At 51.2% G+C, this 22,646-nt stretch carries 20 protein-coding genes; 11 read left to right on the forward strand and 9 right to left on the reverse strand.

Annotation, left to right across the window (positions count from 1 at the left end; translation table 11 throughout):
• From KKE17_11660 to KKE17_11705, 10 genes are all read left to right on the forward strand, one after another.
• Positions 1-1,231, forward strand: a 1,231-nt coding sequence (locus KKE17_11660; GenBank protein ID MBU1710651.1) for a beta-ketoacyl-[acyl-carrier-protein] synthase family protein, incomplete at its 5' end; no start/stop codon positions are given.
• The gene (locus KKE17_11665) at positions 1,204-2,730 is read left to right on the forward strand and encodes an NAD(P)/FAD-dependent oxidoreductase (protein ID MBU1710652.1); all 1,527 of its coding nucleotides are present in this window, start codon (positions 1,204-1,206) and stop codon (positions 2,728-2,730) included. The genes KKE17_11660 and KKE17_11665, both read left to right, overlap by 28 nt.
• Positions 2,721-3,953, forward strand: coding sequence for a beta-ketoacyl-[acyl-carrier-protein] synthase family protein (locus KKE17_11670; GenBank protein MBU1710653.1), 1,233 nt, complete (start codon positions 2,721-2,723; stop codon positions 3,951-3,953). Before KKE17_11665 ends, KKE17_11670 begins: the two co-directional genes overlap by 10 nt.
• Positions 3,950-4,216 (forward strand): acyl carrier protein, encoded by a 267-nt coding sequence (locus KKE17_11675; protein MBU1710654.1) that lies wholly within the window; start codon positions 3,950-3,952, stop codon positions 4,214-4,216. Before KKE17_11670 ends, KKE17_11675 begins: the two co-directional genes overlap by 4 nt.
• Before the next feature lie 3 nt (positions 4,217-4,219).
• On the forward strand, positions 4,220-5,035 hold the full coding sequence (locus tag KKE17_11680; protein ID MBU1710655.1) for a 1-acyl-sn-glycerol-3-phosphate acyltransferase: 816 nt from the start codon (positions 4,220-4,222) through the stop codon (positions 5,033-5,035).
• 2 nt (positions 5,036-5,037) lie between these two features.
• Positions 5,038-6,339: an AMP-binding protein gene (locus tag KKE17_11685; protein MBU1710656.1), complete on the forward strand. Its 1,302-nt coding sequence runs from the start codon at positions 5,038-5,040 to the stop codon at positions 6,337-6,339.
• Between the two features lie 11 nt (positions 6,340-6,350).
• Positions 6,351-7,418, forward strand: coding sequence for a radical SAM protein (locus tag KKE17_11690; GenBank protein ID MBU1710657.1), 1,068 nt, complete (start codon positions 6,351-6,353; stop codon positions 7,416-7,418).
• 57 nt (positions 7,419-7,475) lie between these two features.
• Entirely contained in the window at positions 7,476-8,042 is a 567-nt protein-coding gene (locus tag KKE17_11695) for a hypothetical protein (protein ID MBU1710658.1), read from the forward strand.
• Between the two features lie 157 nt (positions 8,043-8,199).
• Positions 8,200-9,495, forward strand: coding sequence for a B12-binding domain-containing radical SAM protein (locus tag KKE17_11700; GenBank protein MBU1710659.1), 1,296 nt, complete (start codon positions 8,200-8,202; stop codon positions 9,493-9,495).
• 217 nt (positions 9,496-9,712) lie between these two features.
• Positions 9,713-10,861 carry a beta-ketoacyl-ACP synthase III gene (locus tag KKE17_11705; GenBank protein MBU1710660.1) on the forward strand — a complete coding sequence of 383 codons (1,149 nt, stop codon included), beginning with the start codon at positions 9,713-9,715 and terminating at the stop codon, positions 10,859-10,861.
• Here KKE17_11705 and KKE17_11710 read toward each other — a convergent pair.
• The 8 genes from KKE17_11710 to KKE17_11745 all read right to left on the reverse strand — a co-directional run bounded on the left by KKE17_11710 (position 10,848) and on the right by KKE17_11745 (position 18,798).
• Entirely contained in the window at positions 10,848-11,120 is a 273-nt protein-coding gene (locus KKE17_11710; GenBank protein MBU1710661.1) for an acyl carrier protein, read from the reverse strand. The two genes, KKE17_11705 and KKE17_11710, sit on opposite strands and share 14 nt — an antisense overlap.
• Before the next feature lie 112 nt (positions 11,121-11,232).
• On the reverse strand, positions 11,233-12,567 hold the full coding sequence (locus KKE17_11715) for an ABC transporter permease (GenBank protein MBU1710662.1): 1,335 nt from the start codon (positions 12,565-12,567) through the stop codon (positions 11,233-11,235).
• Positions 12,568-12,835: 268 nt separating this feature from the next.
• On the reverse strand, positions 12,836-13,615 hold the full coding sequence (locus KKE17_11720; protein ID MBU1710663.1) for an ABC transporter ATP-binding protein: 780 nt from the start codon (positions 13,613-13,615) through the stop codon (positions 12,836-12,838).
• A 117-nt stretch (positions 13,616-13,732) separates the two neighbouring features.
• Positions 13,733-14,734 carry a BtrH N-terminal domain-containing protein gene (locus KKE17_11725; protein MBU1710664.1) on the reverse strand — a complete coding sequence of 334 codons (1,002 nt, stop codon included), beginning with the start codon at positions 14,732-14,734 and terminating at the stop codon, positions 13,733-13,735.
• Positions 14,735-14,982: 248 nt separating this feature from the next.
• Positions 14,983-15,417 carry a hypothetical protein gene (locus tag KKE17_11730; protein ID MBU1710665.1) on the reverse strand — a complete coding sequence of 145 codons (435 nt, stop codon included), beginning with the start codon at positions 15,415-15,417 and terminating at the stop codon, positions 14,983-14,985.
• A gap of 155 nt (positions 15,418-15,572) precedes the next feature.
• Positions 15,573-17,021, reverse strand: a complete 1,449-nt coding sequence (locus tag KKE17_11735) for a B12-binding domain-containing radical SAM protein (protein MBU1710666.1) — start codon at positions 17,019-17,021, stop codon at positions 15,573-15,575.
• A 218-nt stretch (positions 17,022-17,239) separates the two neighbouring features.
• Positions 17,240-18,304 carry a beta-ketoacyl synthase gene (locus KKE17_11740; GenBank protein MBU1710667.1) on the reverse strand — a complete coding sequence of 355 codons (1,065 nt, stop codon included), beginning with the start codon at positions 18,302-18,304 and terminating at the stop codon, positions 17,240-17,242.
• A 32-nt stretch (positions 18,305-18,336) separates the two neighbouring features.
• Positions 18,337-18,798 (reverse strand): acyl-CoA thioesterase, encoded by a 462-nt coding sequence (locus KKE17_11745; protein ID MBU1710668.1) that lies wholly within the window; start codon positions 18,796-18,798, stop codon positions 18,337-18,339.
• A gap of 569 nt (positions 18,799-19,367) precedes the next feature.
• Between KKE17_11745 and KKE17_11750 the strand changes: the two genes are divergently transcribed.
• Complete coding sequence (locus KKE17_11750) at positions 19,368-21,971, forward strand: glycosyltransferase (GenBank protein MBU1710669.1); 2,604 nt, start codon at positions 19,368-19,370, stop codon at positions 21,969-21,971.
• Between the two features lie 276 nt (positions 21,972-22,247).
• Here KKE17_11750 and KKE17_11755 read toward each other — a convergent pair whose 3' ends face one another.
• The gene (locus KKE17_11755) at positions 22,248-22,646 is read right to left on the reverse strand and encodes a beta-hydroxyacyl-ACP dehydratase (GenBank protein ID MBU1710670.1); all 399 of its coding nucleotides are present in this window, start codon (positions 22,644-22,646) and stop codon (positions 22,248-22,250) included.

The following is a 22,646-nucleotide window of genomic DNA, read 5'->3' on the forward strand; positions in this document are numbered from 1 at the left end:
AAGAGTCGCCATTACCGGAATCGGGATTATCTCCTGCCTGGGACTCACACGGGAAGATGTACAACAATCACTCCGGGAGGGAGTAAGCGGCATAAAGCTCCTGCCCGAGAGAAAAAAACTCGGGTTCCAAAGCGGCCTGAGCGGTGTTATCTCCGGCTTCAACGAAAAAGAATATCTCAACAGAAAAGCCAGAAAAACCCTTCCTGAATTCGGCCTCTGGGCCTGGGCCGCAGTCACCCAGGCCTTGGACCAGGCTGGTATTGATCCGAAAGATCTCAATGGCGACGAACGCACCGGCCTGATCTTCGGCAACGACTCCTCAACGGTCACCGCGGTTGAACAGGTGGATACCCTCCGCGCTGACCACGAAACCGCGACCATCGGCAGCGGCCATATCTTCAGACTGCTCACCAGCACGATCACCCTCAATTTCAGCACCCTGCTCGGCATTCACGGCATGTCCTGGACGGTAAGCGGCGCCTGCGCCAGCGGCGCAATGGCAATCGGCCAGGCCGCTGAACTCATTGCATACGGCAGACAGGACAGAATGATCTGCGGCGGCGCGCAGGAAATATCCTGGCAGTCCATGTGCAGCTTTGACGCCCTGGGAGCTTTTTCCCGCAGAGAAGACGACCCGCAATCAGCCTCCCGCCCCTTTGATCAGGGCCGGGATGGCCTGGTGCCAAGCGGCGGCGCGGCGGCATTGATTCTGGAAGAGTATGATACCGCGGCAAAACGGGGAGCAAACATCCTTGGCGAGGTTTTAAGCTATGCCAACACTTCCGACGGCCATCATATTGTTGTACCAAGCGGAGAAGGACTGGAAAGAGCCATGCACCAGGCCATCACCGAGTCCGGCCTTGCGCCTGATGATATCGACCTTGTCCTGGCCCACGCGACATCCACTCCCACCGGCGACCAGGCCGAAGCCCTTGCCCTGCGGAAAATATTCGACACAGATACGGGAAAAACCGGGCCGATGATCACTGCGGTGAAAGGTCTCAGCGGCCATGAATTCTGGATGGCAGGGGCATCCCAGGCTGTATACGGCCTGCTCATGGCGCATGGGGGTTTTGTCGCCGGAAACCCCAACCTCAAATTCCCTGATTCTTCGGCAAAAAACTTGCGTTTTCCTTTGGAAACCAGTAATCTATGCGTTTCAAATTTACTTTTAAACGCCGCTGGATTTGGTGGTACAAATGCATGCTTGATCATAAAAATAATTCGCTGAACAACGATGCCATTGTTATCGGCAGCGGCATCAGCGGACTGACCTCTGCGGCTCTTCTCGCCAAGAAGGGATGCAAGGTCGTAATACTTGAAAAAAACAGGAAACCCGGTGGCGCCTTAAGACGATTTAAACGGCAGGGCGTCCCCTTTGATGTTGGCTTCCATTACACGGGCGGCCTTGGCCCAGGAGAAATACTCAACGTACTCTGGGAGTATATCGGCGTTTTGCCGCGCCTTACGACACAGCAATTCCCTGCGGAGGGGTGCGATTGTGTCACGATTAAAGAGACCGACAAAACCGTAAGATGTTTTTTTTCTTACGAACGACTCAAGGATGAGCTTCAAAGGAAATTTCCCGAAGAAGCCACAGGAATTGCCGGTTATCTGGAAACGCTCAAAGATATCTGCAAGGACATTCCTTTTTACAACCTGGATATCCCGATCACCCCTTTTCTGCGTGGCCATATCGCCCCCATGGGAAGAGGGTTTGCAGAAGCCCTCGGCTCCTTTACCCGTGATCCCGCTCTCCATGCTGTTTTGTCTCTGCCGGCTTTTCTTCATGGCGTACCGCCCGCAAACGTCAGCATTGGCATTCATGCCATGGTTGCCCACGGATATTATTCCGGCGCCTATGCCGTTGACAACGGCGGCCAGGGGATAGTTGACGCTTTTATCCCGGTGCTTGAAAAATACGGGGTTGAAATAAAGACCGGCTGCGCAGCCGAAGAAATACTGATCAATAATAATGCTGTTGCGGGAGTTAAGACCAGGGAAGGAGAATTACTTTCCTCCAATGTAATCTTTACCGGACACCCCACATCGCTTCTGGATATTGTCCCGCATGAAATTTTCCGGCCAATCTTTGTCACCCGGCTTAAAGAATTAAAAAACACCGGTTCGATGTTCGCAGTTTTTGGCATGCTGAATGACGCTGTCAATACCAATGAGCTTTGCTGGGAGAATTACTACAACATCGCCAAAGGCTTCGATTCACTGACTGTGGACAGGAATAATCCGGCCGACAGTTCACTGATGCTCACCGCACCCGGGATGAGAGACACGGATGCAGACCTTTCCGGAGCATCAAAGAGTGTAATCCTCATGAGACCGGCGGATTGGAGCGAGACCGAACAATTCCAGCTTAACGGGAAAAAAACCAGATCGTACGCTTATGCGAATTGGAAGGAGCAGGCAACCCAACAGATGATTTCCAAGGCTAAAACCGCCTGGGGCGCCATTGGTGACATAACACCTCTGGCTGCGGGTTCGCCCCTCACCTTCCAGGATGAACTCGGGGCCCCAGAGGGCTCGGTGTACGGCGTACTGCACAGCATGGACCAGTTCATCACCGGCGCCCGCACCCGCCTGCCCGGACTCTATCTCAGCGGCCAGAGCACCTTGATGAATGGAGTGATGGGGTCATCCCTTGCAGGGTTTGTTACTGCCGGAGAAATACTTGGCCTTGAAAAGTTATGGGATGAAGTAAGAACATGTCGGTAAATCGGGTAGTCATAACCGGGCGCGGCGCAGTTTCCCCTTTTGGGATCGGCACCAAACAGCTTACTGAGGGGGTATGGGAAAACCGATCCGCGGTTCGATTAATTGACGAATGGCGGAAAATCCGGGGCATGTATTCTTTTCTTGCCGCTCCGGTGCCTGTATTTGACCCAAAAGATTACCTGCCGCGGGGCCTGCGCCGCACCATGGGGGACATGGCGATCTACGCCACCCTGGCAGCACAGGAAGCGGTTGGCGATGCCGCGATTTCTGAAAATTTTCTGCAATCAGGAGCGGTGGGTGCGGCAATCGGTTCAACCACAGGCAGCCCCCAGGCATACGAAGATTTTTACAGGAAATTTCTGCCGGACGAAACTATTGAAGAGATTAAATCCGGAGTTTTTTTTAAAATAATGGGGCATTCCTGCGCCGCAAACGTCTGCCTCGCTTTAGGCATCGCCGGCGAACAGTGGTCGCCGGTCAGCGCCTGCACTTCGGCATCCCAGGCCCTGGGCCTTGGCTACATGCTGGTTAAAAGCGGCCGACAGAAAGCGGTCCTCTGCGGCGGAGCAGACGAAGTGCATCACAGTGTGACCATGGTTTTCGATGTTGTCAAAGCAGCCTCAAGACAACTTGATACCCCCCAAACCACTCCCAGGCCCTTTGACGTGCTGCGAGACGGGGTGGTTTGTGGAGGAGGATCCGGCATACTGGTCCTGGAAAGTCTTGAATCAGCCCAGAGCCGCGGCGCCAGAATATATTGCGAGGTCTTGGGTTTCGGGCATGTAAACGACTGCAATCATATCGCCAATCCCCACGCGGATTCCATGGCTCATGCCATTCGCAACGCAATCGGCGAGGCCGAAGTGTCAACCGATGACATCGATTACGTCAACGCCCATGCAACCGGGACTATACAGGGGGACATTGCCGAATCCCAGGCCATACATCAGGTCTTCGGCTCCAAAATCCCCGTGAGTTCTTTCAAGGGTCATATTGGACATACCCTGGGGGCAGCAGGGGCCCTTGAAACAATAATTGCCCTTGAAATGTTCAAGCGCCAGGAACTGATTCCCACATTGAACCTTGAAAACCCGGATCCGGAATGCGCCCCGGTTTCCTTTGTGAAAAAAATAGAAAAATCCAGTCTGAATACTATACTTAAAAATAATTTTGCCCTGGGAGGAGTTAATACTTCCCTGGTTCTCAGGAGGTGGGCATCGTGATATCAGACGAACAGGTCCGCGGACAGATCATTGATGTCCTGGCTGATGAATTTGAACTTGATCCGGAGCTGTTAAAGCCCGAGGCAACCCTTTTTGACGATCTCGGCCTTGACAGCCTTGACGCCGTTGATATGATTGTTGCCCTTGAAAAATCATTCGGCATGAAAATGACCAACGAAGAAGCCATGCGCTCAGTCAGGACGCTGGATGACCTCTTCCTGACAATATTAAAAATCAGGGATCAGAAAGCTTCTGAAAAATAACCCGTGAATGTAAAAAAACTCTTTCTCAACCTCTATATCTGGCCTGCGATGCTGATTGTCTCGGCAATCAGCATCGCCGTGGTACTGCCTCTTGGATTGCTCATACTTCCTTTTATTACCAGCAAATCCAACAGCCAGATCATTCGCAACGGCATCCGGATTTACGGCTGGATGCTGGTTCGCATTCTGCCCTTCATGGCGCCGGTCACCGTTGAAGACCGGTCCGGCGGCTTCACTACGCCGGTGATTTTCACCGCAAACCACAACTCTTCGGTTGACCCGTATCTGTTCGGCATGCTGCCTTTTGAAAACGCCTTTGTAACCACCTGGCCTTTCAAGATTCCTTTTTACAATGTCGTTATGAAAATAGCGCAATACATTGATGCGAACAGGGGCTGGGACCATGTAGAGACCCAGGGCCTTGAACTTCTTGATTCCGGCTGTTCACTCATTCTGTGGCCGGAGGGCCATCGCTCACGAGATGGCAAACTCGCCCGTTTTCGCAACGGCGCATTTCATCTTGCCTTAAAAAGCGGGCGTCCCATTGTTCCGGTCTGCATTTTAGGATCATTCAAACTCTTGCCACCAGGCAGCAGGTTGCTTACGCCGTCCCGGGTGAAAATGGTGCTGCTGCCGCCGATTATTCCGTCGGGCAGCGCTGAAAACAACGAGGATGTTAAAAAGCTCAAAAATCGGGTAAAGGATTCAATCGCGGCAGAACAGGACAGGCAACAGCTGTTTACGCCAGAGCCGGCCAAAGCCGCAGGGCGTTTTGCCGATTATTCAACCCACCGCTCAACAGCAGGAACCAACGGATAATTATGTTTACGGATTTCTCACTGAAAAACGCCATAAAGCTCAGAAACACCGACCCTGAAACAGTCAGTGCTATCCAGGTTGAGCTGTTAAAAGAGCATATCAGGCAGGCTGCCAAGGCGCCGTATTACAGAAATCTTCTCGATTCTACCGGCTGCAATCCCGACGATTTCAGTTCCCTTGCCGATCTGCGCGCGATCCCACTCACCGATCGTCACGATCTTGAACAGAATCCTGCTGATTTCCATGCCATATCACCGGCATTAATGGCGGATCTGGCCCTCACTTCAGGGACCACCGGCGACAGTGTGATGATTCCGTATTCAGCAAACGACTTAAAAAGACTTGCCTTTAATGAAACCATCGGTTTCTGGGGAACAGGGATCCGCCCCGGCGACAGAATCCTGCTCTGCGTCACCATCGACCGTTGTTTTATTGCCGGTCTTGCTTATTATTCAGGTCTTGTAGAGCTTGGCGCTACAGCTATCCGTAGCGGCCCTGGGCAACCGGCCAGGCAATGGGATCTTATCCAGAAGCTTCAACCAGACGGCATGGTGGGTGTCCCTTCATTTTTGCTGCGAATTGCCTCGTGGGCCAGGGAAAATGGTATAGACCCCGGCAAATCAGGAATCCGATCCATCGTGACAATCGGCGAACCGGTGCGGAAAGCCGACCATTCACTGACCGCCCTGGGCAGAGATCTTGAAAGCGCATGGGGCGGAAGGATTTTCTCCTCCTACGGGGCCACTGAAATGGAAACGGCATTCTGCGAATGCCAGGCTTTTCAGGGGAGCCATATCCATCCGGAACTGATGCTGGTGGAGATCATCGATGACCAGGGAAACCTTGTTCCGGCAGGGCATCCCGGCGAGGTCGTGGTCACCCCCATGGGTGTCGAAGGCCTGCCGCTTCTGCGCTTCCGTACCGGTGACATCGCCCGCCTCCATACGGCTCCCTGCTCCTGCGGCTGGCAGACCCCCAGACTGGGAGCAATTGAAGGCAGGCTGGCCCAGCGCCTGAAAGTCAAGGGCACTACCCTGTATCCTGAAATGATTTTCCAGGCCCTCCAGGAAATCCCCGGTGTTGAAGCTTCATATATCGAAGTCCGCTCATCCTATGACCTTGCCGATGAAATAACCGTTATAGTCGGAGCCGACGAACCTATTGACAAAGTTACAATAAACGAGTTTTTACAGGCCCGCCTCCGTGTCCGCCCGGATGTGATAATCAGAAAAAAAGCCGACGTCCTCAATGTGATGGAAAAGGCCGGTGGACATAAATTGAAAAAATTCTTCGATCTACGTTAAGAGAACACAAAATGAAATGCTTTGGTGAACACTGGGGGTTAGAGTTCTCCCCTGAGGAAATAGCAGAAGCCCGTGCTAAAAACGGACTTCTTTCCCTGGAACTGGAATTGTCAAGAGCCTGCAATTTACGCTGTATTTATTGCTACGCTGCTTCAGGCCTGCCCCAGGAAAATGAATTAACCTTTGAAGAAGTCTTGAGCGCCGCTGACCAGGCCATTGATCTCGGGGCCCGGAAAATTATTATTCTCGGCGGCGGCGAACCCCTTCTTTACCCCCGTGTTTTTGAGGTAATGGATCATATCCTCAACAGAAACATCAAGGTGGACCTGTTTACAAACGGCATGCTGATCACCCCGGAACGGGCAAAAATGCTGTATGAGAGGGAAATTTCAGTAGTCGTTAAAATGAACAGCAGAAACGCTGAAACCCAGGATTTTCTTGCCGGCCATAAAGGCACTTTTGAAGCGATTGAAAAGGGGCTGAAAAATCTCCTTGCCGCAGGCTACCCCGATGAAGAACACGCCCTGGGTGTTGAAACGATAATCTGTCGACAGAATTATCAGGAGCTTCCGGATCTCTGGCGCTGGGCAAGACAGCAGGGAATTATCCCCTATGTTGAAATGATGACCATGCAGGGACGCGCCTTGGAAAATCGTGACCTTGAAGTTCCCATGGAGGATATTCAGAAGCTGTTTGAAACCCTTGCGGAAATAGATGCCAGAGATTTCGGCAATAAATGGACGCCCCATCCGCCCCTGGCTGCCTCACAATGCGCCCGCCATGAATATTCCTGCACAATAACCGCCATCGGCGAGGTCAATCCCTGCCCCGGGGTCAACGTTCTTGTCGGCAATATTCGCGAGCATTCCCTCAAAGATATCCTCAGCAGCAGCAAAGTTATTCACGAACTGCGAAACATCAGGACCAACATAAAGGGACGCTGCGGAGAATGCCATTTCGGAGAATACTGTTACGGTTGCCGCGGCCATGCATATCAGGTGACCGGAGATTATCTGGCAGAAGATCCACTCTGCTGGCTTGAGGTGCAGGCGGCAAAAACCGCTGAAGGCTCGAAGTAAAGAACTGTGGAATCAGTTACAAAATTAAATATCTATACTGTTCCGGAAAATTTTTTAATGAACCATAAAAATATGCTTTTAGAATTAATTTTGTTCGGCCTGATTATGGTTATGCTTTCAGGTTGCAGCATTTCGATGATGATGCGAACGGATACGATTCTTGAACCTGACAGTGCACATGCCATCGTTACGTTCGTCAGGCCCAGCGCTTTTGGCGGCGCAATCAAGCTCAGCCTTTGGGACAGGGAGAAATTTATCGGAATCCTCGCGGCCCGGGCCCAGGTGCAATACCTGACAGAACCGGGGGAGCATCTGTTTATCGCTCAAGACGAAAACTGGTCCTATGTCAAAGCAAATCTGGAGGCGGGCAAACATTATTTCATCATCGGCAAGGTCCTGCCAGGTGTCGGCAAAGCCCTTGTTGAGCTTGATCCGGTCAACAAGGAAGACGATTACCAGAAAAAAACGCAACAATGGCTCACTGACCTGAATTCGACCACGGTGATACCAGAAAAGGTTACCGGCTTTGCAGATCTGCAAATGAGGCATATCAATAAGGCCATTGCCGATTATGATACCGGAGATGTCAAATTTTCCATACTTGAGTCTGGCGACCACATATAACGCTCAGTTCAGGTGAAAAAACATTTAATCCAGACAAGTTATCGTTTTCCTTAAAATAGACGATATCCTGCCGCAATAATTATCGGCAAGAATCACTCTTGCCGGCATATTGAATGAACAACTCAACAGACACTGTAGGATGCGGGTAAACCGTGCCATGAAAATTCTTCTCATAAATCCGCCGAACTGCGGAAAAAGCATCCCGGAAGAACGCTACGGCATTGATTCCATCAAACAGATTTTTCGCGGTGAACCTCTGGCACTGGAAGTTCTTGCCGGCAATCTTGATGATCATGAAGTCAGGATAATCGACCTCAAGGTTGAACCGGGCGGCCTTGATTCTCTCCTGGTCGACTTCATTCCAGACCTTGCAGGAATTACCAGTGTCACTTGCGAAGCCAACACGGTGCTCATCCTTGCCGAAAAGGTAAAGAAACTCTCCGAAGCTCTTGTTATTGTGGGCGGCATCCATGCCAGCAATGATCCGGAGTTTTTCAATAAACCAAATATTGACTGGGTCGTTCTCGGACTCGGCAAGGCAAGTTTTCGTGAGCTGGTCCAGGCCTTAGAAACAAAAGGAAATACAGAAAATATCCCGGGAGTGGCCAAAACCAGTCCCGGAAAGCCGTTAACATATACAAAAAGAAATTACAGCACCCTGGATCTGGTAGACAACAAACCCCCGTGCTACGTGCTTGTTGAAAAGTACCGCGACACTTACATAATGAAATCTTTGGGCCGGAAAATGGGATTTGTCGCAACCGCCTTTGGCTGCCCTTTTGCCTGTTCTTTCTGCTGTATCTCGGGACTTACCGGCAGACGCTATATCACCCATCAAACTGAATCGGTGATCCGCGATATCGGCCTCCTTGGTGATATTGAAATAATTCGCCTCCTTGACGCCAACACCTTCGGAGATCTGGATCACGCAAGAAAGCTGGCACAAGCAGTCAAGGAAGCTGGCATCAACAAACAGTTTCTTGCTGACGTACGATCGGATACGGTTGTCAGCCATCCGGATCTGATGCGTGAATGGAAAGAAATCGGCCTGCGTGCGGTAATCATCGGCTTTGAAGAAATCAGCGATGAAGCGCTCAAGAAACTCAATAAAGCCAACAAGGCGGAAATCAATACGGAATCGATCCGCATCCTCCATGACCTTGGGATCACGGTGATCGGCGACTTTATTATTTCCCCTGATTATGACGAACAACAGTTTGACGCACTGGCCGGATATATTAAAGACAACAAGGTCGACCTGCCGATCCCGTCTGTGTTGACGCCTTTGCCGGGGACGCAATTATTCGAAACACTAAAGGAAAAAATTGTCATCAGCGACTTAGACTATTATACTTTTACCAACGCCGTGATTCCAACCAGGCTGGATGAACAGGTTTTTTATGAAAAATATGCGGCCCTGATCAAAGAGAGCCACAAGGACGCTAAACTCTGATAGAATTTATTGAAAGACAAACCTTACAATATGTGGCGAGTTCAGCTCGCTGATTTATGACATGAACCAGTTTAAGAATAATTTCGAGGTATTCAGTCTATTGGCTGAAGGTATTTAGGCCATAGGCTGTTAGGCTGACAACACCCATCATCAGCCTGAAAAGCTTACTTTGCCTCAAAAAATCATCTCAGGCGGCGAAGACCGTAGTGACAACATAATGGAAGCATATATAACCGACATTTCAAGTTTCCTGCCCAATGCACCGGTAGGAAACGATCAGATGGAAGAAATCCTCGGGATGGTCAATCAACTCCCCTCGCGGACCAGGAAAATCATCCTCAGAAACAACAAGATTGATACGCGATATTACGCCATTGACCCGGCCACGGGCAAAATAACCCACACCAATGCGCAGCTTGCCGCCGAAGCAATCCGTAAACTCAATCCCCACGATAATTTTTCCATCAACGAGATCAAATGCCTCTGCTGCGGCACTTCGTCGCCGGACCAGCTCATGCCGGGACACGCCTCAATGGTTCATGGCGAACTGGGGAGCAACCCCTGTGAAATCGTCAGCACGGCAGGCATCTGTCTTTCCGGACTTACCTCCCTCAAGTATGCGGTTATGAATGTCGCCCTGGGGCTTACGGAAAACGCAGTGGCATGCGGCTCGGAGAACTCATCGACGTTTATGCGGACTCAGTTCTGCGGCGCGGTTGACAAAAAAAAGGCGGAAGAACTTCCGAAGCAACCGCAGTTGGGCTTTGATGCCGATTTCCTGCGCTGGATGTTATCGGACGGCGCCGGGGCATTATTTGTTGCCGGGAAAAAACCTGCCGACAAACTGGCCCTCAAGGTGGACTGGATTGAAATTCTTTCCTTTGCCAACCTGTTTGAAACCTGTATGTACGCAGGGGCGAATAAAAATGAAGACGGCAGCCTTACGGGATGGCGCGAATATGCATCCCTCCAGGAATCGCTGAATACCGGCACCTTTCTGGTCAAGCAGGATGTGAAACTGCTGAATCAGGAGATCATGCCGGCTTCGACTCACCGTGCCCTTGCAAAACTCATTGAAAAATACAATTTAAAGCCAGAGGAAATAGACTGGTTCCTGCCCCATTATTCATCTGATTATTTCCGGAAAATTCTTTACCAGCACCTGGAAAAAATCGATTTCACCATCCCCTATGAAAAATGGTTCACCAACCTTTATGAAATGGGCAATACCGGCGCTGCATCAATTTTCATCATCATGGAAGGGCTGTTCAAATCCGGAAAGCTCAAAAAAGGCGACAAGCTTCTTTGCTATATCCCTGAGAGCGGCAGATTTTCAATCGGCTATGTAATGCTTACAGTGGTTTGATCTCTCGTTGGCTGCCGACAAACCCGGCAAGTGTTTTGAGCGACTGCAGGACCTCGCGACTGCGATCTTCAGAATCTATCCGCAGATTATACCGCTTCTGTAACGTAAAAACAATTTCTACTGCATCGAGAGAATCAATTCCAAGGGGAGATTCCGGGCCGATCAGCGGCGCTTCAGGTGAAAAATCCTCTGGTATCGGCTCTGCAATCTTACATACTTCCACTATCATTTCGAGTATTTCCTGTTCCAGGGGATTCATCCACCAACACCTCACATAGCGTTCGTTACTTTAACTACTCAGATTATCTCGTATCCGGGGACAGAATTGATTTATGTCCCCAAGACAAAAATTCCAGCAACCCAAAGACCCTTCATAATCCCGAGCGCACTTTCCTGAAAAGAAATATCCAGCCGATGATCATGGTCATTGCGAAAAAACCTAACAGGCAGGCTATCTCAGGAACCACATCGCTGATCCCGCCGCCGCGCACAAAGATATCCATAAATGCTTCCAGAGCCCAGTTTAATGGTGACACAACGCTGATCTGCTGCATGATTTTCGGCATGGCATAGACCGGCACCATGATGCCGCCGAGAGCGGCGGCGATGACCACGGAAATGGCGCCGAACATCGAGGCCTGCTCAAAGGTCCTTGAAATGGTGCCCAGCATGATTCCATACCCTGTGGCAGCAAGAGCAGCACTAAATAGTACAGCAATAACCGGCAGGAAGCCAGAGCCCATTTCCAGGGCCGGGGTGCCGAGCACAGGCAATAGATAGAGACCGATCAATACGATAAGCGCAAACTGGCAGCAACAGACCAGCAGATAGGCCATTACCTTGCCGGAGAGTAAAGTAAGATAGGAGACAGGCATCGTCAGAAGTCTGGCAAGGGTGCCCTCCTGGCGTTCAACAATGAGCGATCCGGCCATGGGCACCACAATAAAGAAAATGCCGAAGAGCGACCAGGCAGGAACATTCTGCTGGACAGAGGAAGGCGTTCGTTCGTAGCCGCTCTTAAAGGCCAGTTCTTCGCGGACCGCGACAATTCTTTCTTCGCTCCAGGAAAAATTCATCTGCGGATTGCCAAGGGCGAATTGTCTTTCAAAAATCGGCCCCATGGTTTCCCGGATCATTCTGCCGATCTCTCCTGGAAGTTTCTCGGAAAATGCGGCGATCTTCTCTTTTACTTCGTTTCGGATAACTACCCGGTCCACCAGATTTATCACTGCAGCCCTGAATCCCACCCGCACCGCCGGATCAAAATATACCACAATATCCGAAGCCGTAAGTGCCTCGCTTGATACTTTTTCCTGCGAAAAGGTTCGCTCAATTTCTATCCTGGCGCTCTTGCGTAATGATTCCGTAAGAGCCTCAGGAACGAGAACACCGAACTGATAGTCCCCTTGCTGGATGGCTGCGATCATCGATTCGGCATCTATCATGCCGCCATCAAGGTCTTTAACAAGATTAATTGCCCCAAGTTTTTTCAGTTCGTTTTCAATTGCTGATCCAAGATCGCTCTTGTCGTTATCGACAAAAAGGACATTTGTTTGACTTTCGCCGGTGATTTTATAGATATTTTCCTGAACCAGAGTGATGACTAAAACCAATACCGCAGGCATGACAAACAGCACCAGCATCCCGGCCCGATCCCGCCAGAGCAGGAGCAGCTCTTTATGAGCTGAAGCGAATAATCTACCCATGGAGCCCTCTGGATGAAACGAAATTACTCAGTTGCATTATCATATCTATCTTTAATCCCTGACTCAACTTTCTGACTTTTATTATCTTATTGAATAATTTTAAGATCAGTTCCGTTTATTCACCGTCATAAGAATTCAGGAGTCAGAATCCAGAAGAAATGCTGTGAAATCGATCATTCTGAATTCTGGCTTCTGAATTCTATTGGAAAGCAACTTCGAACTCGCTGAATATTTTTTCTATTCAATCTGTTATGCCAACTCAGAAAGTTTAGTCCCTGAGATTCTTGCCGGTGAGATGAAAAAACAGGTCCTCAAGATTTGCGCAATCGGGCTGCTGATCAATGAGTTCAGTCGGCCTGCCGCAGGCAACCATTTGCCCCTGGTCAATTACCAGAACAGAGGAACACAGGGCCTGCGCCTCTTCCATGTAATGGGTGGTATAGACCATGGTTGTGCCGCTGTCTCTTAAGTGCTGTAATTTTTCGAGAATCAGGTTCCTTGACTGGGCGTCAATGCCCACCGTGGGCTCATCGAGGAAAAGGACCCTGGGGCGGTTCAAAACCCCGACGGCAAGATTGGCCCGTCTTTTCATGCCGCCGGAATAGGTATAAATCTGCTGGTCCGCCCGGTTCTCCAGACCAACCATAACAAGGGCTTCTTCCACCTGAATTTTCAGATCACTTCCCTTCAGGCCAAAAAGTCTGCCGAAATAATTAAGATTTTCTCTGGCGGTTAATTCCAGGTAAAGGGCGATGTGCTGAGGCACCAGGCTGATCAGGTTTCTTACTTTTCCGGGATGGGCCAGGGCGTCGACGCCGCAGATCGAAACCGTGCCGCTGTCCGGCCGCAGCAGGGTACTCATGATCGAAATCGCCGTGGTCTTTCCGGCGCCATTGGGGCCGAGGAGTCCAAAGATTTCTCCCTGCCGGATTGCAATGTCAAGACCTGCCAGCGCCGGGCGGGGAGCGCCTTTATATTGCTTGGTGATATTTTTTATAACTAGGGAATATTGGGCCGGATCGGCAATGCGTTGCGTATTATCAACCATGTCTATTTTTAATGCGAATGCCCAAAAAAAACAAGGCGGAACCGCTATCGCATCCGCCTAAAAGGTGTCTGTTTCCGCTCTATTAACACATTAAGTTTGTTGGTGTTGAGCAAAGGGTCAGGAAACCAGGTCAAGAAGCTCCTGAAAAAGCCTTTCTTCCCGGGCGGCGCAATCGCGAATAACCTCGGCCATTGCCGGATAGGAATCCTCTTGCTGAGCGCGGCCTTTACAGTTTCTTGCGGCCTTGACCGCAAACTCACGCCAGCGGTCGCCGATTGCGGTCATCTCCCTTGAAAGTTCGAGGAACCGGTCATTGCCCAAGACATCCGCCGCTTCCTGAAGGAATGCCGCATAGATGAAACGGAAACCAGCGCCGCCGGTGCCGATTTCCTCCTGCATCCGCACCACTTGGCCAAGGGACAGGATGGCTTTTTCCATACCCAGTTTTTCAGGCCAGAGTTCAAGCCGCTTTGCAAGATAACGCATGCCGGAAATCCCGATGATCGGTAAAGGGTATTTGAGCATCGCCTTTGAGGCTGCTTTGATCCCCAGTTTTACGGCGCGTGCCATATCAATTGTTTCAGGAACCTCAGTGAGATAATACATCTTACCCTTAGGAGGCAGCGGCCCTTTTGCAAAACGCGCCATCATCAGGTCATGGCGACCGCAGATAACCGGCTCAGGAAAAACCGGATCGCTGATCAGGTACTCACCGTCTTTGGTACCGAAGACCACCAGATTATGCATGTTGAAATGAAACCGGTAGGCGGGCGGAAAATACGGCAGCCACCAGGCGCCGGTCTGAAGCCCCACGGGAATACCATCAGCAATTTTTGCATCAAGGGCATCCATGGCCTTTTCAGGATTGCGGAATTTCTCTGTCTTGACTTTGACCCCCAGTGCCCTGGTGGCCCGGTTGAAAATCGCCCCGGTGGCTGATCTGAAAGTGGTGAGCGGCAGGTTGTTGAGTTTAATAAACGGGATATAGCCAAAAAAAATTCCGGCACCGATGCCGAATGCCATGGCCTCGGAAACATTTATTCCATAATGGGATATGAGGTTTGCAGTCACACCGTTTTCACAATGGGCGGACTGTCTGTGCGTAAAGTCTATTTTCATTTGTGACTCGAAATAATTTTTAAGCTGTTGTAAGAATGACCTTAAGGCGACTTGCGCCCGGCCCGAACTTTGAAGCGATCAGGCCCAAAGGATGCGTGACAGGAAGTCACGCATCGACAAACCCGCAGGATGCGGGATTTTGTCGACCAGCGCAAAAGCACGGATCAACCGAAGCACCAACGCCGGGAAGGCATTCTTACAACAGCAGGTATTTTGGAGCAATCTGCGAACACTTTATCGACATATTTTCATTTCATCTTTTTCTTTCTGCCCAGATATTCATCCGACATATTCGAAACGTCAATAAGTTCTTCCACGGTAATTTCAAAAACTGCCGCATACCTTGCAAGCATCGGCGGTTTCAGTTTCCTGAAAATCGACGGCCGCATATGCCGTTTGACGCGCCATTTGAACATGCCCACATAATTTGCCAGCAAGCCCATATCCATAAGATTCTTGGTCATATGATAGGCCAGAGGACTCAACTCACCACCCCTGACCCGGCTGATAACATCGCGTAACTGATCGGCAATGATCTCCCAGGCCTGGGCGTTTGTAACATTCTTGGGCTCCCAGCCGGCACTGGGCACCAGTACATATCTGCCGTTTTCATCCACGGCATAGCAGACTTCCTTTAAGCCTTCGGCGATCCCCGTATCCTGCGGCACTTCTTCCTTACGCATAAATCAAACCTTTAGTGTCAGTCCTCAAATGAGGATTTTCCTTGAAGATCAAGGACTGCGAAAAAAATAAGCACAGGCATATAGATGATATTCCGAGCATAATTTTTTAAGCATGACGCCGATATTCGAGTAAAAGACCATTTGAGGACAGGCACTCATTGTTCCTCGCCCAATCGCTTATTACTATGGGCAAACCGCCAGAAATCTCCAATATTTCGGGCAAAACGTATCCAGCTGTCCGGCGATTTCCAGAGCATGGCCACATAGCCCAGCAATACTTTAGGCCGGGTATAATGGGTCTTATAAAATTCCTGAAACAATTCCTCCATGCGCGCCTTTTCCATGCCATTTGGCACAAAAATAAACTGCATGCAATCCATTTTTTCCCAGTCCTCTTCAAAGGTGCCCAGCTGATGAATATTTTCATAAATCGGCGAACCGGGAAACGGCGTGAATTTCGCCAGGTTGAAATCATCAATGGGCAGTGAAAACACATAATCCATGCTTTTGCGGACACTGCTTTCCGTTTCCCCCGGCAATCCCATCATCAGCAACCCTTTAGTACGGATCCCGGCCTTCTTGATCAAGCGGATTTTCTCGGCAAGCATCTTGAGATCTGCATTCTGGCGGTGCTGGGCAAGAAGATCCTCGTCACCGGTCTCAATTCCCAGACTGATCATCCAGCAGCCGGCAGCCTTCATCTGCCGGAGCAGTTCAAAATCAATATGCTCGGCCCGCACCGCACAGTTGAAAGTCATGCCCAGAGACTTATCCATGATCAAATTGGTGAAATCCTCAACCCGTTTGCGGTTGAAAGTAAACTGGTCGTCATAAAAATTGATATGGCGGATTCCGAAGCGGTCTTTGAGATATTTCAGGTGCTCATAGAGGTATTCTGCGGAGTTGTAGCGAAAACTCCTGCGAAAAACCGATCGATCGCAATAACTGCAGGCATAGGGGCAGCCGCGGCTTGAGATGCAGCTGGTGTTGGGTGCTTTGGGGTAATTAAAAATCGGCAGCTTATAGGCCTCGGGGTAACCTGCCAGTTTCTCGTATGCCGGAAACGGCAGCGTGTCCAGATCAAGGGCTTTCTCACGGTGGCCGTTAAAAATCACCTCGGAACCTTGGCGATGGATGAGCCCCTGGATAGATCCCACATCATGGCCGTCTGAAGCAACGAGCTCAGCCAGGGTCTGCTCACCCTCACCGACGATAACAAAATCAACTTCCCCAAAATTTTCAAGCGCCTTATTTTTAAGGGCCGAGACATGCACACCGCCGAACACGGTTTGTATCTGCGGCAGGGCTGCCTTGGCGAGTTTGGAGATTCTCACACCATCCATAAAGCTCGATGTGGTGCAGCTCAACCCCAGAAAAGCCGGTTTCTTCTGATTGATACAATCCTTGATAAGCCGATCCGAATCAGGATGGGCATAACAATCGATTATCGAAACCTCAATGCCGCGCGCCTCAAGATAGGCCGCAATACTTGCAAGCCCAAGGGGCGGCATGATATTGGTCATCCGCGAGATGTCTTTGCCGGCGGATTCCGTTTTATAACCCAGGGGATGGACAAGGAGTATGCTGTTATTAGTTACTGACATAGGGGAGAGTATACCTCATATTAACTTTTCTGTGTTTGTGAAAAACATGGAAAACAATAGAATCCTTTCAACCGGATGTTAATGAAACCTCCCCGCGCCAGATAAGCGCAAGACTTCGAGCCACGGCGGAGTATCAGTAGTCAGCAGTCAGAATTCAGACTCCTTCCCCCTGGATTCTTAAATATGAGAACAAGCACTCTATATGCATTCTTCATTTATTATGTATTTACCCTGAGAGAGAATAATACCGCGGCATTGATTCCGCCAAATCCGGAATTGCATGAAAGTATGGAGGGATATAGCAATTCAAGGGATCTGCTTCCGGAAACTCCTGAAACATCAGGTTCTGAAGTGACATGCCCGACGGTGGGCGGGATAAATCCTTCCTGCAGACTTCGGATGGCGATGGCCGCCTCGATTATCCCTGCTGCGCCCAGGCAATGACCTATTGCGCCTTTCACCGAATGGAATGTTGGAATCGCGGGCCACAACTCTTTAAAAGCACGCATTTCCATGGCATCATTGTACGGAGTCCCGGTGCCGTGTGCATTAATTGCCCCGATCACATGCCCTTTTTCAGTTATCTGTCGGATTGCGGCGATAAGACCGCTTGCCTGCTTGCAAGGTGCGGTGATATGGCTTGCATCGCAGGCAACGCCCCAATCAACAATGGAAGCGAGTTTCGGCAATCCTTTTGCCCCAGCAATCTCCCTTGTGGTCAGTAAGGCGTAGCCAGCCCCTTCCCCCAGAGATAAACCGTTGCGGTTTTTGTCAAAGGGCCGGCATGGCTCCGGGGAAAGGGCATGAAGTTTTAAAAAACCTCCGGTAACAAATTGACTCAGGAGGTCAACGCCAACCACCAGCACCTGATCCGCTTCACCAGAGATAACAAGCTGCGCCCCATGAATCAAAGCCAGAGTGCCTGAGGCGCAGGCGGCGCTCACCGTGGAGGTCTGCCCGGTCAAATCCAGCCTTTGCGCAAGATTCGCAGCAATATCCCAGGGCTGTTGTCTTGCTGGTTTTTTCGGATGATGAAGCAATTCGTCAACCGCTCCCTTGGTGGTGGCAACAATCAAGGCGGTATCAGCCGGGATATCCGGCAGGTCATCAAGGAGCCTTTCAAGGAGCGCATCGAGACGCTGATGACTGCCGAAAGCATCAACAAGCCCTGGAACAACTCCCAGGGGCCAGAGTTTTGCGCCGCCGATCTTCACCCCGGTCAGGGCGGTGCGGTTTTCCACAAGACCTGACCAGGTAGCATCGAGATTTCCGAAGGCAGTCATGACGCCGCAGGCAACAACCGCTACATCTTTTTTCACAAACTGCCCTCCTGCCACTGTTCCCTGAAATCCCTGACCATATCAGGGGGCGCCAGAAGCAGCCGACCCTGAAGATCGGTCAGCAGCTGCACCGTATAGCCCCGGGCAATCAACGCCCCATCCCTAACAAGGCGGTATTCGAAATTGAGGCGCAAGGATTCGGTCCAATGGAGAATGGCGGTGACCTCAAAGGTTTCGTCAAAACGCAGCGGCGCCAGATAATCCAGATGCATCTGGACAATGGGAGCTGCAAAATCCGCCCCTTTAAAATTCATGTAACTCAAGCCGTAACGATCGCCAAAGGCTATGCGACCGTCTTCGAGATAGCTGACATAATTGCCGTGCCAGACAATGCCCAGCATATCGATCTCTTCGAAGCGGACCCGCCGGGTCGCAGTCGCCGTAAGTTGTTGTGGCGCTCCTGGCACTGTATCGAAATATTGACGTTTAAATCCCATCAACCGGCCTTATTACCTGTAGAGTTCTTGTGTCGAGATGAAGGCAATATTTTACCTTCCCAGAGGAAAGTATTGTACCCGGATTCCGGCTTCTTATCTTTATTTTTTTAGGAAATTCCACAACCCGGACAATACTTGCCGCAGCAAGCAGGCAGACAAACTATTCGAAATTTTTCAGGAATGAAATATCAGGCAACATCCGCACATCGCATTCAATGTAGGATTGTAGATATCATGCATATCAAATAATTCCGTTCCAGCGGACAGCGACATACGGGAAAGACGTTCAAGAGGAAAAGTTCCTCCCCAAAATAGATATTTCCAGCCGTATCGAAACATGTTATATTGGCCGCAAATACCTGTGGCGACTTTCATCCGGAAGACGCCCCCCAGGTGGCTTGAATTCATGGAGTTTGGCCGCCCTTCTTATTTTGCACTGAAATAGAATTCCAAACCAGATCAACTGAATAGAAATCTGCATCTGCCGCTGTCGACATGTCGCCCTGATGTTTGTTTTTTTTGCATCGGAGGCCACGGTTCCCGTCAGGCAGGAGCAGGAGGAAATACGCATGTCAAGGAAGTTTCGCTTTATCAATATTATCATCGGCGCCCTGTTTGCCATACTGACCCCGATTTTATGGGCCATGGGAAACCGTCAGTCCGATGAACCGCCCTGGCCAGCCCAGGTGGCCGGCATGTCCTTCTCACCTCTGCGGATGGGTAACGACCCTTCCGAGGGAAAATTCCCCACACGGGATGAGATCGCCATTGACATGGATCTCCTCGCAGGCAAAGTGCGTTCACTGCGTACCTACGGTGTCGGCGGCACGCTCACGGAAATCCCGGATCTGGCCCGAGAGCGCGGCATGACCGTTGCACTCGGGGCCTGGCTCACCGCCAATCCCGAAGGCAATGAACAGGAGCTCGCTGAACTGGTGCGGCTTGCGGGCAAAAATCGCAACATAACCCGGATATTTGTAGGAAACGAAACACTGCTGAGGGGCGACCTGACCATAGAACAACTCTGTGAATACCTTGACAGAGTCCGGGCGGCCGTCAAGATTCCTGTCAGTACCGGCGAGCCCTGGCATATATGGATCAGTCATCCCGAACTTGCCGCCCATGTCGATTTCATCGCCGCCCACATGCTGCCGTACTGGGAAGGCATCAGCCTTGATACCGCCATCGCCAAGATCATGGATGATTACGGAAAGCTCAAAGCGGCATTTCCGAAGAAAAAGGTCATCTTCGCCGAAGTGGGCTGGCCGAGCAACGGACGCACTCACCGGAGCGCCGTGGCCTCTGACGCGAATGAGGCGACTTTTCTGCGTCGTTTTCTGGCGGTGGCTCAGGAGCAGCAGCTGGACTACTATATAATGGAAGCCTTTGACCAGCCATGGAAGACCGAACTCGAAGGCGCCGTCGGCGCCTACTGGGGCGTTTATAACGTCGAGCGTAATCAGAAATTCGCATTTACCGAGCCCGTCGAGCAGCTTCCTCAGTGGCGCGGACTGGCATTGACCACGGTAATTCTGGGAGTCGTAACCCTGTCCCTGCTTCTTCTGGACGGCTCCACCCTGCGCAGCCGGGGAAGAAGCTTTCTCGCCGCAACCGCCTATTTTGTCGCCGCAGCTGTCGTCTGGGCGAGCTTTGATTATTCCAATCAGTACCTCACGCCATATACCATCATGATCGGCATCGTTCTGGCGATGGGCTTTCTCGGCATAACCCTGGTCGTTCTTACCGAGGCCCACGAAATGGCCGAGGCAAGCTGGGTGATGCGCCGCCGGAGATCATTCACACCCGCGCAAGAGAATAAATCCCTGCCACGGGTTTCGATTCATGTCCCTGCCTATAACGAACCGCCGACCATGCTCATCGGAACCCTCGACGCGCTTGCCCGGCTTGATTACCCGGATTTTGAGGTCCTGGTCATAGACAACAACACCACAGCCCCCGAGATATGGCGGCCGGTTGAGGAACACTGCCGCAGGCTCGGGGAGCGGTTCCGTTTTTTTCATGTCGCCCCGCTCAGCGGATTCAAGGCCGGAGCGTTGAACTTCGCACTGGCCAGGACAGCGCCGGATGCCGAGATCATCGCCGTCATCGACAGCGATTACCAGGTGAGGCCGTCCTGGCTTCGGAATCTGGTCCCGCATTTCAACAGGCCTGAAGTTGGTTTCGTTCAGGCGCCGCAGGACTACCGCGATGACCAGGAGACGTTGTTCAAATCAATGTGCTATTCCGAATACAAGGGCTTTTTCCATATCGGCATGGTTACCCGCAACGACCGCAACGCCATCATCGAGCACGGGACCATGACCATGATGCGCGCCAGAGTGCTTCATCAGGTCGGCGGCTGGGCGGAATGGTGTATAACCGAAGATGCAGAACTCGGCCTGCGCATTTTCGAGCACGGCTACGAAGGAGTTTACGTCAATGACAGTTACGGCCGGGGACTGATGCCGGACACCTTCCTCGATTACAAGAAGCAACGGTTTCGCTGGGCCTACGGCGCGGTTCATATCATGCGCCGACATGCTCGCGCACTTCAGGGACGCGGTGTTTCACGGCTTACCCTGGGCCAGCGCTATCATTTCTGCGCCGGTTGGTTCCCGTGGCTTGCGGATGGCCTCAACCTGTTCTATACGGCGGCCGCTCTTATCTGGTCGTGCGCCATTCTGCTCGATCCCAAGCATGTTGACCCGCCGCTGGCAGTGTTCACCCTGCCGCCGCTCTTTCTTTTCGGGTTCAAGATCGCCAAACTCGTGTATCTGTACCGGACCAGAATCGGTGCGAGTAACATCCAGACCCTGGCGGCGGCCCTTGCCGGCCTGGCATTGTCCCATACCATTGCCAAGGCGGTGATGCAGGGGTTTTTCACCTCGAACAAGCCCTTTTTTCGAACTCCAAAATGTGAACAACAACCTGCCGTAATCCGCGCCCTGAGCCATGCAGCAGAGGAAACGGTCCTTGCCGTAGCCCTTTGGGCGGCGGGCCTGGGGGTGCTGTTGGTCCAGGGCCCTGAGCTGCCGGGAGCGGTACTCTGGGCCGTGGTGCTCTTTGTGCAGTCACTGCCGTATGTAGCCGCGCTGGTGGTGTCCCTGATCAGCACACTTCCGCCGCGTCCCAGCACCGTCATCACCGAAATACCGGTACTGGTCCCTCGCTGACCCCGATGCCGCAAGGGACAGGATTCGATCCTGCCGGCGATAGATGAGAATGACGGAAAATCGTTTTTTCAACGATTCGAAATAATTTTTCAACAAAGCAAACAAACCTGAAAAGGTTTTGGCATATTTTACAGAATTTTCTCGCATACCGCCGGCACCACCGAGAAATCTCTTTCAATGATACCTGATCAGCGGCCCCTTCATCGCCCGACCGTGGAAGCGACCGGAGGACGACTCCACGGTCGGGCCGGCTTTCATCCATCAGCAAGGCGATTATCACTTGAAAACCAGCGTTCCGCTTGCGACAGTTACATTATCCCGGATAATTTTGAATTTCGCCCTGATCCCCTCGTTACTCTCCTGAAGATTCACAGTAACCTTGATTTCTTCGTGGGGCCGCACCACCCCGGAAAACTTGGCGCGCTCAACTAAAGCAAGCTTGAGCTTTCTATCCAGACCCTGCCCGGCAATTATTCGAACGATTGCCAACTGCACCACGGCCGGGAAAACTGGTTCCTGGGGAAAATGCCCGGCAAACGCCGGAAAATCCTCAGCAAAGGAAAAAACTCCGGAAACGACAAGATCGTCCCCTGCCTTTTCCGTAGATAGTTTTATTAACGATTTGTGGATCGCCTGTTCAATTGAATCCTGCGGCATGAGTTCCAAACCTTCCAT

This window comes from Pseudomonadota bacterium (assembly GCA_018823135.1).
Lineage (GTDB): Bacteria > Desulfobacterota > Desulfobulbia > Desulfobulbales > CALZHT01 > JAHJJF01.

What these genes read in the sequence shown, in the direction of transcription:
- KKE17_11665 (MBU1710652.1), top strand. Translation starts at nt 1,204, where the DNA reads ATGCTTGATCATAAAAATAATTCGCTGAACAACGATGCCATTGTTATC.
- KKE17_11670 (MBU1710653.1), top strand. Translation starts at nt 2,721, where the DNA reads ATGTCGGTAAATCGGGTAGTCATAACCGGGCGCGGCGCAGTTTCCCCT.
- KKE17_11685 (MBU1710656.1), top strand. Translation starts at nt 5,038, where the DNA reads ATGTTTACGGATTTCTCACTGAAAAACGCCATAAAGCTCAGAAACACC.
- KKE17_11690 (MBU1710657.1), top strand. Translation starts at nt 6,351, where the DNA reads ATGAAATGCTTTGGTGAACACTGGGGGTTAGAGTTCTCCCCTGAGGAA.
- KKE17_11695 (MBU1710658.1), top strand. Translation starts at nt 7,476, where the DNA reads ATGAACCATAAAAATATGCTTTTAGAATTAATTTTGTTCGGCCTGATT.
- KKE17_11700 (MBU1710659.1), top strand. Translation starts at nt 8,200, where the DNA reads ATGAAAATTCTTCTCATAAATCCGCCGAACTGCGGAAAAAGCATCCCG.
- KKE17_11705 (MBU1710660.1), top strand. Translation starts at nt 9,713, where the DNA reads ATGGAAGCATATATAACCGACATTTCAAGTTTCCTGCCCAATGCACCG.
- KKE17_11710 (MBU1710661.1), bottom strand. Translation starts at nt 11,120, where the DNA reads ATGAATCCCCTGGAACAGGAAATACTCGAAATGATAGTGGAAGTATGT.
- KKE17_11715 (MBU1710662.1), bottom strand. Translation starts at nt 12,567, where the DNA reads ATGGGTAGATTATTCGCTTCAGCTCATAAAGAGCTGCTCCTGCTCTGG.
- KKE17_11720 (MBU1710663.1), bottom strand. Translation starts at nt 13,615, where the DNA reads ATGGTTGATAATACGCAACGCATTGCCGATCCGGCCCAATATTCCCTA.
- KKE17_11725 (MBU1710664.1), bottom strand. Translation starts at nt 14,734, where the DNA reads ATGAAAATAGACTTTACGCACAGACAGTCCGCCCATTGTGAAAACGGT.
- KKE17_11730 (MBU1710665.1), bottom strand. Translation starts at nt 15,417, where the DNA reads ATGCGTAAGGAAGAAGTGCCGCAGGATACGGGGATCGCCGAAGGCTTA.
- KKE17_11735 (MBU1710666.1), bottom strand. Translation starts at nt 17,021, where the DNA reads ATGTCAGTAACTAATAACAGCATACTCCTTGTCCATCCCCTGGGTTAT.
- KKE17_11740 (MBU1710667.1), bottom strand. Translation starts at nt 18,304, where the DNA reads ATGACTGCCTTCGGAAATCTCGATGCTACCTGGTCAGGTCTTGTGGAA.
- KKE17_11745 (MBU1710668.1), bottom strand. Translation starts at nt 18,798, where the DNA reads ATGGGATTTAAACGTCAATATTTCGATACAGTGCCAGGAGCGCCACAA.
- KKE17_11750 (MBU1710669.1), top strand. Translation starts at nt 19,368, where the DNA reads ATGTCAAGGAAGTTTCGCTTTATCAATATTATCATCGGCGCCCTGTTT.
- KKE17_11755 (MBU1710670.1), bottom strand. Translation starts at nt 22,646, where the DNA reads ATGGAAGGTTTGGAACTCATGCCGCAGGATTCAATTGAACAGGCGATC.